Here is an 11,145-nt window from a genome sequence, read left to right as displayed (position 1 = left end):
GGCGCATCAGGATCTGGAACAGCGGGACGGCTACCTGGAATCCAGGATAACCTGTCCCGGGGAACGCGATCGGGCGCTGGCGCTCGGCGTCATTCTTCAATCGATGATGCTGGGCCTGGACGAGATCGCACGGCAGTATCCGGAACACGTGAGTGTTTCATCAGCATAACGGAAATCAATCTCTGTAACAATACGGCGAGGTAGGTCATGGCACACAAGAAAGGCGGCGGCTCCACGAGAAACGGCAGGGACTCCCAGTCACAGAGGCTGGGGATCAAGCGGTTCGGCGGAGAATTAGTCAACGGCGGCACGATAATCGTGCGGCAGCGCGGCACCAAAATCCATCCCGGGATAAACGTGGGCAGGGGGAAGGACGACACCCTCTTCGCGAAGATCACCGGCGTGGTGAAATTCGAGCACATCGACAAGACGAGAAAAAGAGTATCGGTCTATCCTGCCTAGGGCGGGAGACACCGACATGCTCTCCCGTGCGTGCGATCGGCGCCTGTCCTTTCGCGCACGCGTGAGTGCCGGCACCAGGAATCGCGTAAAGAGCACTCTCTACGCGATTCACTGTTTTTAGGGGCAGGAAAAATTGGCTAAATTCACCGACACCATCTCCATTCATGTGAAGGCCGGCAAGGGCGGCCAGGGCGCTATTTCGTTTTACCGCGAGAAATACATCCCGAAGGGCGGCCCCGACGGCGGGGACGGGGGCAGGGGGGGCGATCTCTACCTCGAGGCGAGCAATTCATATTACAATCTCTCACACCTGTTCCGGGACAGGGTCTACCAGGCCGAGAGCGGCCGCCAGGGCATGGGCGCGAACAAGCACGGCCGCGACGGGCACGATCTCACGATCAAGCTCCCCCCGGGCACCGAGGTGCTCGATGAGGACGGGGAGCTGATCTGCGACCTTACCAATGACGGGCAGCGCTTCCTCATCGCGCAGGGAGGGATCGGCGGTAAGGGAAACGCGTTTTTCAAGACGTCCACGCACCAGGCGCCCCGCTTCGCGCAGCCCGGCATGCCGGGCGAGGAAAAGCACATCGTACTGAACCTCAAGCTGATTGCCGACGTGGGACTGGTGGGACTTCCCAATGCGGGGAAGTCGACGCTCCTGGCAAAGATCACGAACGCGAAGCCTAAGATCGCCGACTACCCGTTCACGACGCTCATCCCCAACCTGGGGGTCGTACAGCGCGCCGACACGACGAGCTACCGCATCGCCGATATTCCCGGCATCATCGAAGGGGCGCACAAGGGACTGGGTCTGGGGCTCTCCTTTCTTCAGCACATAGAGCGCGTGCGGGTCATGCTCTTCCTTGTTGACGTGACCGGCGAAGACCTGATCTATACCCTGCATCTCCTTCGCGAGGAGCTCAAGACCTACAACGAGGAGCTCACCTCCCGGCCGTCCGCGGTGCTGCTTACCAAGACGGACCTTATGGACGACGAAACCCTGCAGAAAATCATTGACCAATTTCCCGGCGAGACTATAGTACCGCTGTCCGCGCACAGCGGCCACAATCTCGAACTGCTTATGCGCACGATCGACACGCTCCTGGGGTAGCAATGCCGCGCAAGGAACTCTTGAAACGGGTGAACCGAATCGTGGTCAAGGTGGGGACTTCCTCCATCGTGGAGGGCGGCGCCATCTCCCCGGATAAAATCGCCCGCCTAGCCGCCGATATCGCGCCCCTTGTCAGGGACGGCTATGAAACCGTTCTCGTTTCTTCGGGGGCTATAGGCGCGGGCTCAAGCGCGCTCGGCAGGAAGCGCGACACGCTCGCCATCCCCGAAAAACAGGCATGCGCGGCCGTGGGCCAGACCATCCTCATGAACGAGTACAGGCAGGCTTTCCGGCGGGAAAGCCTCGAGGTGGGGCAGATACTCCTGACGGGGGACGATGTCAAGCACCGCAGCCGTTTTCTCAATGCGCGGCACACCTTCAACGCGCTTTTTGATATGGGCGTCGTGCCGGTCGTGAACGAGAACGATACGGTCGCCATCGAGGAGATCAAGTTCGGCGACAACGACACCCTTTCCGCGCATGTCGCCAATATCGTCGAGGCCGAGCTCCTGGTGATTCTGTCGGACGTGGACGGATTCTACTGGGACAGGACGGACGCTGCCCCGGCGGAGCTGATAACGCGTATAGACGACGAGGTACGCGCGCGCGGAGGGGGCGCGGGGAGCGGCCAGGGAACGGGGGGCATGATCACCAAGCTCCACGCCGCCGAGATCATGATACGCTCGGGCGAAATGATGATCATCGCGGGGGCCGATACGCCCCGGGTGGTTTCACGCATTCTCCAGGGTGAAAATATCGGTACGCTGTTCGCGGGCAAGACGCGCTCCCTGCGGAGCCGCAAGCGCTGGATAGCATTCAATATGAAATCCACGGGAGGCATTGTGATCGACGACGGGGCGGTGGCCGCGCTGCGCGAAAAGAAAAAATCGCTCCTGGCCACCGGGGTCACGGGGGTGAGGGGAAGGTTCGAGTTTGGCGACGCCGTGGAGATTTTTTCCCCGCGCGACGAGCCGGTGGGGAAGGGAATCGTCAATTACAGCGACGGGGAGCTCTCCCGCATCCGCGGCCGGAAAAGCCGGGAGATCAAGGGACTTCTGGGGGGCACCTATTTCGACGAGGTCATCAACCGGGACGACCTCATCATTTATTGAAAGAAAATATCGGCGGAAGTCCCCGGGAGAAAAATCCGGGGCGGGCGTAACTCTGGGGACGTGAAATACCCTTAACAGGAAAGCAAAATCGGAACGAGGACCGTAATGGTAGATAAAATTTTAAGCATTTTCATAGGCACCAAGCACGAGCGGGACGTTAAAAGGCTTCAGCCGATCGTCACGCGCGTTGGCCTGATCGAGGAACGAACCAGGAATCTTACATCCGATGCGCTCAGGGCGAAAACTGCGGAGTTCCGGGGCCGTATCGAAAACGGGGAATCGCTGGATGCCCTGCTCCCGGAGGCCTTCGCGGTCGTCCGCGAAGCCTCGGTGAGGACGCTCGGCATGCGGCATTTCGACGTGCAGCTCATGGGCGGCGTCGTCCTGCACGAGGGCAAGATCACCGAGATGAAGACCGGGGAGGGCAAGACGCTTGTCGCCACGCTCCCGGTATACCTGAACGCGCTCACCGGGAAGGGTGTGCACGTGGTCACCGTGAACGACTACCTGGCTCGCCGCGACTCCGAGTGGATGGGCGCAATCTATAAATTCCTGGGCCTTACGGTGGGGGTCATCCAGCACGACCTCAACCATACCGAGCGGCAGCACGCCTACGGGTGCGACGTGACATACGGCACCAACAACGAGTTTGGGTTCGATTACCTGCGCGACAACATGGTCGAGCACAAGAGCCTCAGGGTGCACCGCAACCTGAATTACGCGATCGTGGACGAGGTCGACTCGATCCTTATTGACGAAGCGCGTACGCCGCTCATCATCTCGGGCTCCACCGACGAGTCCACCAAGAAGTATTCGCAGATAGACCGGATCATCCCCAGCCTCAAGCCCGGCGATGATTACGAGGTGAACGAAAAGGACCGCAACGTGCTCCTCTCCGAAAACGGGGTGCACACCGTGGAGCGCCTGCTGAAGATCGAGAATCTGTACGACAACCGGAACATCGACCTGGTGCATCACGTGACCGCGGCCCTGAAGGCGCACACCCTCTTCCAGCGCGACGTGGACTACATCGTGAAAGAAGGCCAGGTGGTGATCGTGGACGAGTTCACGGGGCGCCTCATGCCGGGCAGGCGATTCTCCGACGGCCTGCACCAGGCGCTGGAGGCCAAGGAAAACGTCACCATCGCGCGCGAAAGCCAGACCCTCGCGACGGTCACGTTTCAGAACTTTTTCCGCATGTACAAGAAACTGGGCGGCATGACCGGCACTGCGGACACGGAAGCCGTGGAATTCAAGAAAATCTACAGCCTGGACGTCGTGGTGATTCCGCCCAACGTGCCCATGATCCGCAGCGATTTTCCCGACCGGGTCTACCGCACCGAGCGCGAGAAATTCAACGCCATCGTGAAAGAGATCGAGGAGATGCGGGTGAAGGAGCGTCCCGTTCTCGTGGGCACGGTCTCGATCGAGAAATCGGAAAAGCTCGCCATGCTCCTCAAGAACAAGGGCGTGACGCACAACGTGCTCAACGCCAAGTACCACGAGCGCGAGGCGCAGATCATCGCGGAGGCGGGCCGGCCCGGGGCGGTGACCATCGCGACCAACATGGCCGGGCGCGGAACCGACATCGTGCTGGGGGGAAAGAAGGGCTACGTCGATGAGCTCGAGCGGCACGTACCCGTGCACGATCCGGTGCTCTGGGATACGTTCAAGCTCGCCGTGCTTTCCGGCAATTTCGAAAAAGCGCGCCCGTTGAGCGAAACCATGCTGGGCCAGGACAAGAACAAGGCGCAGACGCTGGTGCGCCAGGGAGAGGAATGGCTGAATAACCACAACAAGGTGGTCGCGGCGGGCGGTCTCCACATCCTGGGAACGGAGCGGCACGAGTCGAGACGCATCGACAACCAGCTCAGGGGACGTTCGGGCCGCCAGGGGGACCCGGGAAGCTCGCGCTTCTACCTCTCGCTCGAGGACGATCTCATGCGCATCTTCGGGTCGGAGCGCATCAGCTCCGTGATGCAGCGCCTGGGTATGGTCGAGGGCCAGGAGATCGAGAGCGTGATGGTCTCGAAGGCGATCGCGAATGCGCAGAAACGCGTGGAAGGAAGGAACTTCGACATACGCAAGCACCTGCTCGAATACGACGACGTCATGAATTCACAGCGCGAGTACATCTACCGCGAGAGGAACGAGCTTCTGGAGGGGGAGGACATCGCCCCCAAGATCCGGGCGTACATCGAGGAGGTGTGCGAGATCGGGGCCGAGACCTATTCGGCCGGCGAACGTACCGTGGACGGATGGGACCGGGAGGGGCTCAGGCAATGGTTCCTGACGGTGTTCGGCGAGGAGCTGGGACCGGACACGGCGGGCCTGAAGGGAATGGGTTCCGATTCCTTCGTGCACTCGCTCAAGGAGCGGGTATTGAAGCGCTACGCGGACAAGGAGGCCTCGATCTCCGCGGAAGCGATGCGGGCGCTCGAGCGCATGATCACCCTCCAGGTCATCGACACCAAGTGGCGCGATCATCTCCTCGAGATGGACGAGCTTCGTGACGGCATCTGGGCGGTGGGGTACAGCGAGCGTAACCCGCTGGTGGAATACAAGCTCAGGGCCTTCGAGCTGTTCAAGTACAACATGGACCGCGTGAAACAGGACATCGTCGAGTTCCTTATGAAGGTGCAGGTGAGGGAGGTCGTCGAGGAAGAGAAGCGCGAGTTCAAGCCCATAGGCAACGCGATCCACGCGGAACTGGACCAGTTCGGGACGGGGGGCATACCCATGGCCATGCCGGAGCCCGGTCCCGTGATCAGGAAGCCCGCGGATAGCGAGCCCGGGCACGAAACCACCGGCGGCGTGAAACGCCGTAAGACCAGGCGGAGCCGCAGGGGTTAAGCCATGGGCACGCTCATGAAAAGCGTTTCCGGGATACGCGGGGTGGTGGGGGACACGCTTACCCCCGAGCTCATACTTAAAGTGGGCGCCGCATTCGCGCGTTACTGCAAGGGGGGACACATCGTCGTGGGACGGGACGCGCGGCCCACCGGTGAGGCCATCGCGCATTCCCTGGAATCGGCGCTCATGCTCGCGGGGTGCGACGTGACGGACATAGGGATTGTGCCCACTCCCACCGTGCAGCTCATGGTCGAGGAGACGGGCGCGCGCGGCGGCGTGGTGATATCGGCCTCCCATAACCCAATCGAATGGAACGCCTTCAAGCTCATTGGAAATTCGGGAAGCTTCCTGAACGCGCGCGAGATAGGGAAACTTTTTTCCATGATGGAGGAACCCGCCTCGTGGCGGCGGTGGGACGGCACCGGTTCCCTCGCGCGGTACGATGGCGCGGAAGACCTCCACATCGACAGGGTGCTCTCCGTCGTGAACGCCGCGAAGATCCGCAAAAAAAAGTTCCGCGTGGCCCTGGACTCGGTGAACGGCGCGGGATCGCGCATAACGCAAAGGCTGCTCGAAAAGCTCGGCTGTACGGTCGTGCCGCTGTACTGCGCGATTGACGGTACCTTTCCCCGCGGGGCCGAGCCGATTCCCGAAAACCTGAAAGCGCTTGCGGCGAAGGTCGGGGCCTCCGGGGCCGATATCGGGTTCGCGCAGGACCCGGACGCCGACAGGCTCGCCATCGTGGACGAGACGGGCGCGCCGATAGGCGAGGAATATACCATCGCGCTCGTGGCGGAGCACATGCTTTCGAAGAGGAAGGGCCGGGTGGTCGTGAACCTCTCCACCACCAGGGCGGTCGAGGACGTGGCGGCGCGCCACGGCGCTCCCTTCGCGCGCTCCAGGGTCGGGGAGATAAACGTGGTCGAGGAGATGCGACGCGGGGGCGCGCTCATCGGCGGCGAGGGCAACGGGGGCGTCATATCCCCGGAGGTGCACCTGGGGCGCGACAGCCTGGCCGGCATCGTCTACGTGCTCGAGATGATGGCCGAGCGTGGCGGCACGGTTTCGGATATCGTGGCGTCCCTCCCGCGCTACGTGATGAAAAAGGGCAAGATCAAATGCGATCCATTAAAATCGGCGGGCATCATGGAGCGCGCGCGCGGGGAGTTTTCGCGGGAAAAAATTTCCCGCCTTGACGGCCTGCGCATCGACTTTCGCGCCCATGCCGAGTTCAAGGGCGGGTGGGCGCACCTTCGCTCGTCGAACACTGAGCCCATGTTCCGTATAATCACCGAGGGGCGCGACAAGGCCCACGCCGACGCGATCTACCGTTATTTCGCGGGGATGTTCAAGTAACCGAGCGCCCTAGCGCGCCGCTATACCCGTCTCAGGGCGCGCCCAGGGCTCCATCCGCAAGCCGGGCGGGTCTGTCGTAGCGGCCCCTCTTTCAGTAAATGAATCCACATGAATCGCGTCCGCGGAATTCAGAGCGGCGCGGTCGTACCGTTACCTGTACATGGCTCGAAATGTTCTCGCGAGTCCGGGATTCCCTGTCTCAATAGTGCATCGGTGACCAGAAAATTTCATGAGCCGGACGGGAGGGGTGATGACCTGGATGGAACACTATCTGCATGCAAGCGCCATAATCAACTTTGACGCTCCCGCGGTGCTCGCGTGTGCGCGTGAGCTAGCCCGGGGGAATGCCGGTGCGATTGAAATCGCGCGGCGCTGCTTCGTGTTCGTAAGGGACGAAATCCGGCACAGCTGGGATCACCGCATGAACCCGGTGACCCTGCGCGCATCGGACGTGCTGGCTCACCGTACCGGGTATTGTTATGCAAAAAGCCACCTGCTCGCCGCGCTCCTGCGCGCGAATGGCATACCCGCCGGACTGTGCTATCAGCGCCTGGCGCTTGACGAATCCGCGAAACCGTTCTGTCTTCACGGCCTCAACGCGGTCTTTCTGGATGGATTCGGATGGTACAGGATGGACGCGCGGGGCAACAAGCCGGGCGTCGAAGCGCATTTTGATCCCCCGCGTGAACGACTTGCTTTTATTCCCGAGGCTGCGGGCGAGGCGGACCTTCCCGGAATCTGGATCGAACCGCTGAAATGCGTGATCCGGGCTCTCTCTGGGTGCGGGGATTTCGAGGTGCTGCGAAGAAACCTCCCGGACCTGTTGCCGGAAGAATTTCCCACGGGAGCCGCCGTGGAATGGACACCCCGGGAGCCGGAAAAGAAATAACTGTCAGGAGGCGCGTTCGCCCTCCACGTCGCGGAAAAGCGCGCGGATACCGGCGAGCACGGTCGGGGTGTCCTCGAGCGTGTCGAAGTAGAGGTCCGGCGTACGGGCGCGCAGCTCTTCGGGCGGCGTCCATCCCGTGCCGACCGCAAGGGTAAGCGCGCCGGAGTGCTTTCCGCATTCGACATCGTGCACGGTATCGCCGATAACGAGCATCTCATCGAATCCGGGCGCGTCCCCCGAAAGGGCGCGGATCTTTTCGCGGGCGATCGCGGGCATCTCGTTGCGGACCTCGGCATCGTCGCCGTACACGCCCATCGTGAAGCTCGAAAACAGGTCGAACACCCCGAGCTTGATGCGCGCCCCTTCTATGAAGTTGCCGGTAAGAAGTCCCACCACTGTGTCTTCGTCCGCCTGGAGTTCACCGACAAGCGCGCGTATACCGGGAAGGAGGGTCACGTCCACCTCACGGATGAATCGACGGAGGTGGGAGAAGTAGCGCTCCTTGAGCGCCTCCATCCTTCCCGCGATTTCTTCGCGCGCGAACCCGGCGGGCTCCAGCGACGCGTAAATGATCCAGGGATCGGTCTTCCCCTGGAAATGGACCGTGTCCATTGCGCCCGTGGTCCCGAACACTTCGAGGGCGGCGCGCTCGAGCGAGCGCTTCCCGGCCCCCTGGCATCGCAGAATGGTGCCGTCTATGTCAAACAGTATCGCTTTGATGTCGGTTCCTCCTGAACTTTTCAGACAACGCATGATCCGGGTGCGCCCTTCATCGAGACCATGCTTCCATCTCATCAATCCCCACATCTTCTTTTCTCACGTCTTTGCCGCACGAGAGCGACATGGTGAAGTTCGAATGCCGGCTGCGCAAGCATAATCTTACCGCTGCTAAAGGTTCCGATCCCGAAAAAAGGCCGCCGCGGGAGCCGTGAAGCGTTAATATGATTGAAAATATGGCGGGGGTTGATATACTTACATGCGGGGGCGCGCTCTTCCCGTCCCGAATGAACCATCTATGCATCCGGCTGAACGATTCCCCTGGAAGGTAGACGATGCCATTGAACCACAATAACCCCGCCACCGAAGGACGCTCGGTCCTCGTTATCGACGACAGCAGGCTCAGCAGGGCGATCGTGAAGGGGACCCTCTCGAAGCTCAACATGCGCATCGTCGAGGCCACCGACGGCGTGGAGGGTTTGCGCGCCCTGGAAAAGGAACCGTTCGACCTGGTCCTCGTCGACATAGTTATGCCTAACATGGACGGGTTCGGGTTCCTCCAGGCGTTCAAGGCCAGGGAGACCGCCGATTTCATCCCGGTAATCCTCATGACGGGTTCCGACGACCTGAATTCCAAGATCAAGGGCCTCACGGTGGGCGCCGACGACTTTCTCCTGAAGCCCCTCAACGAGAAGGAGCTCATAGCCCGGGTAAACTCCCTCCTGCGGCTCAAATCGGCGCACGACGAGCTGTATCTGAAAAATATGCAGATAGAGCGCGAACTGGAATACGCAAAACGCCTTCAGCAGTATATCATCCCGCGCGACTTCAGCGCCATCCCGCGGCCGGCGATAAGCGGGCGCTATCTGCCCATAGCCAACATAGGCGGGGACCTCTTCGACTGCTACCAGCTCCCCGGCGGCGGTGTGGGCCTGGTCATTGCCGACGTGACGGGACACGGCATACCCGCGGCGCTGGTGATGAGCATGTCGAAAACCCTGTTCAGCGTCTACGCCATGGGGTACCGCTCCACGAAGGAGCTCCTGTCCCGGGTCAACAACGAGATGCGCGAGTTTCTCATGGACACGCACTACCTGACCGCCTTCTATCTCATTTATGATCCTTCCGACGAGACCATTCGTTTCACCAACGCCGGGCACGCCCGGCCCCTCTACTTCCGGCGCCGCACCGGCAAGGTGATCGCGCTGGACACCGACGGCCTGTTCCTGGGGATTTCCGAGAAGGACACCTATGGGGAGAAGGCGCTGCGCGTAGAGGAGGGCGACACGATGATCCTCTACACCGACGGCATCACCGAGCTCAGGAACCGCAAGGACGAGTACTTCGGGGAGTCCAGGCTCGCGACCTTCCTGCGCCAGAACGCCGCTATCCCCGGGGAGGAGTTCTGCGACAAGCTCCTTGCCGAGCTCAACGCGTTCGCCCCCCTGGACGAGCGCGCCGACGACATCGCCTTTCTCTGTGTCAATTTCTAGCGCAGCGGCGCTGTCCCGCCAGCCCCCCATTCCCCCCGGCGGATCATTACCCATATCACGAAAACTTCCTCAGGAGGCCCCCTAAATCCCCCAAAGGGGGACTTCAGCACTCGGCAGAATATGCATTTTCTATCCTCGGGAGATGTCATTGCCCCCCGTCGGGGGGTATGGGGGGCCTTGGAAACCTTTATCTCCTCCATCTCTTCACTCCCCATATCCCCCACTCCGTGGGACTTGAGGAACTTGTTCTGACCGTGGGAGTGGATGGCATCGATCCGCAGAAACGCTTATGCCCCCGCCGTTTCTCTCCGAAAATAGTACTGATATCACCGGCGGGCGCACCAAGCCAGCCGGGCGAGGGGGGAAACGACATGCACGACCTCAACCATGAGCTCGAAAAATCGGCGCGGAGGGTCTTCAAGCTGTTCTTCGGCAGCAGGCTTCACAAGCAGCGCGGTGACCGGGGGATTTGCATGTCCGAATGCCTGGGTGTGGACATTACGATGGACTTCCACGGCAGGAAACGCCTTTCGCTTATCGTCGACCGGAGTACGGTCGAGTCCATGAAGGAGAGGCTGGGGGCGCGGGACAACTATGGCGCCGATGCGGATTACGATATTATCGGCGAGATGGCGAATATCATTGCGGGAAGCGCGGTCTCCGCGCGTGATGGCGAGGTGTGCCTGTCGGTTCCGCGGCGCGCATGCCTGGAGGAGGGCGATCTTCCGCCCGCGACGATGAGGTTTTCCTCGCCCATGGGCCTGTTCGCCATAGCGGTGGAACCCGCCTAGGAATCAGGTATTATCGGCGCCCGGCGCCTTCTTCTGAATTTCCTCAAACCTCTGTTTGATGAGCCTGCCGAAAGGCGACATGTTCGCGTCTGCCGGCGCGCTCGTGTCCTTCATAAAGCGCTCGTAGTCCTGGCGCTCTTCCTTCTTGATCGCGTCGAGCTCGCTCGCCTTCAGCTTCTTGTTTTCCCTGTCGATCGACTTGACCGCGATCTTGATCTCCTTGCCCGCGGAGTACACGGTCTGGAGATCGGTGCCCTTCTTGACCGCGCATTCCTCGCGCGGAACGTAGCCCGACATTCCGTTCGCGAGCCGCACGAAGAGCCCGTTGGGCCGGACCGATTCGACGGTCGCCATGTGGATG

The 11,145-nt window shown here is 61.3% G+C and carries 10 protein-coding genes; 8 read left to right on the top strand and 2 right to left on the bottom strand.

Annotation, left to right across the window (positions count from 1 at the left end; genetic code table 11):
• Positions 1-207: 207 nt before the first annotated feature.
• From EPN93_21650 to EPN93_21625, 6 genes are all read left to right on the top strand, one after another.
• Entirely contained in the window at positions 208-462 is a 255-nt protein-coding gene (locus EPN93_21650; protein TAL29320.1) for a 50S ribosomal protein L27, read from the top strand.
• Positions 463-595: 133 nt separating this feature from the next.
• The gene (gene obgE, locus EPN93_21645) at positions 596-1,573 is read left to right on the top strand and encodes a GTPase ObgE (GenBank protein ID TAL29319.1); all 978 of its coding nucleotides are present in this window, start codon (positions 596-598) and stop codon (positions 1,571-1,573) included.
• A 2-nt stretch (positions 1,574-1,575) separates the two neighbouring features.
• Complete coding sequence (gene proB / locus EPN93_21640; protein ID TAL29318.1) at positions 1,576-2,685, top strand: glutamate 5-kinase; 1,110 nt, start codon at positions 1,576-1,578, stop codon at positions 2,683-2,685.
• Positions 2,686-2,790: 105 nt separating this feature from the next.
• Entirely contained in the window at positions 2,791-5,538 is a 2,748-nt protein-coding gene (gene secA, locus EPN93_21635; GenBank protein ID TAL29317.1) for a preprotein translocase subunit SecA, read from the top strand.
• 3 nt (positions 5,539-5,541) lie between these two features.
• Positions 5,542-6,894 (top strand): phosphoglucosamine mutase, encoded by a 1,353-nt coding sequence (glmM, locus tag EPN93_21630; GenBank protein ID TAL29316.1) that lies wholly within the window; start codon positions 5,542-5,544, stop codon positions 6,892-6,894.
• 259 nt (positions 6,895-7,153) lie between these two features.
• Positions 7,154-7,783: a transglutaminase family protein gene (locus tag EPN93_21625; GenBank protein TAL29321.1), complete on the top strand. Its 630-nt coding sequence runs from the start codon at positions 7,154-7,156 to the stop codon at positions 7,781-7,783.
• A 3-nt stretch (positions 7,784-7,786) separates the two neighbouring features.
• On the opposite strand, the gene EPN93_21620 is transcribed toward EPN93_21625, so the two are convergent.
• Complete coding sequence (locus tag EPN93_21620) at positions 7,787-8,590, bottom strand: HAD family hydrolase (protein TAL29315.1); 804 nt, start codon at positions 8,588-8,590, stop codon at positions 7,787-7,789.
• A 245-nt stretch (positions 8,591-8,835) separates the two neighbouring features.
• Here EPN93_21620 and EPN93_21615 point away from each other — a divergent pair, with 245 nt between their 5' ends.
• Entirely contained in the window at positions 8,836-9,993 is a 1,158-nt protein-coding gene (locus tag EPN93_21615; GenBank protein ID TAL29314.1) for a fused response regulator/phosphatase, read from the top strand.
• 371 nt (positions 9,994-10,364) lie between these two features.
• Positions 10,365-10,784 (top strand): hypothetical protein, encoded by a 420-nt coding sequence (locus tag EPN93_21610; GenBank protein ID TAL29313.1) that lies wholly within the window; start codon positions 10,365-10,367, stop codon positions 10,782-10,784.
• A 3-nt stretch (positions 10,785-10,787) separates the two neighbouring features.
• Here EPN93_21610 and EPN93_21605 read toward each other — a convergent pair whose 3' ends face one another.
• Positions 10,788-11,144, bottom strand: a complete 357-nt coding sequence (locus EPN93_21605) for a S1 RNA-binding domain-containing protein (GenBank protein ID TAL29312.1) — start codon at positions 11,142-11,144, stop codon at positions 10,788-10,790.
• Between the last annotated feature and the right edge of the window lies 1 nt (position 11,145).

The sequence above is a fragment of the Spirochaetota bacterium genome (genome assembly GCA_004297825.1).
Classification (GTDB): Bacteria; Spirochaetota; UBA4802; order UBA4802; family UBA5368; genus FW300-bin19.
This window is presented reverse-complemented; position numbering and strand designations above follow the sequence as displayed.

What these genes read in the sequence shown, in the direction of transcription:
- glmM (TAL29316.1), top strand. Translation starts at nt 5,542, where the DNA reads ATGGGCACGCTCATGAAAAGCGTTTCCGGGATACGCGGGGTGGTGGGG.
- EPN93_21650 (TAL29320.1), top strand. Translation starts at nt 208, where the DNA reads ATGGCACACAAGAAAGGCGGCGGCTCCACGAGAAACGGCAGGGACTCC.
- secA (TAL29317.1), top strand. Translation starts at nt 2,791, where the DNA reads ATGGTAGATAAAATTTTAAGCATTTTCATAGGCACCAAGCACGAGCGG.
- EPN93_21625 (TAL29321.1), top strand. Translation starts at nt 7,154, where the DNA reads ATGGAACACTATCTGCATGCAAGCGCCATAATCAACTTTGACGCTCCC.
- EPN93_21610 (TAL29313.1), top strand. Translation starts at nt 10,365, where the DNA reads ATGCACGACCTCAACCATGAGCTCGAAAAATCGGCGCGGAGGGTCTTC.
- proB (TAL29318.1), top strand. Translation starts at nt 1,576, where the DNA reads ATGCCGCGCAAGGAACTCTTGAAACGGGTGAACCGAATCGTGGTCAAG.
- EPN93_21620 (TAL29315.1), bottom strand. Translation starts at nt 8,590, where the DNA reads ATGTGGGGATTGATGAGATGGAAGCATGGTCTCGATGAAGGGCGCACC.
- EPN93_21615 (TAL29314.1), top strand. Translation starts at nt 8,836, where the DNA reads ATGCCATTGAACCACAATAACCCCGCCACCGAAGGACGCTCGGTCCTC.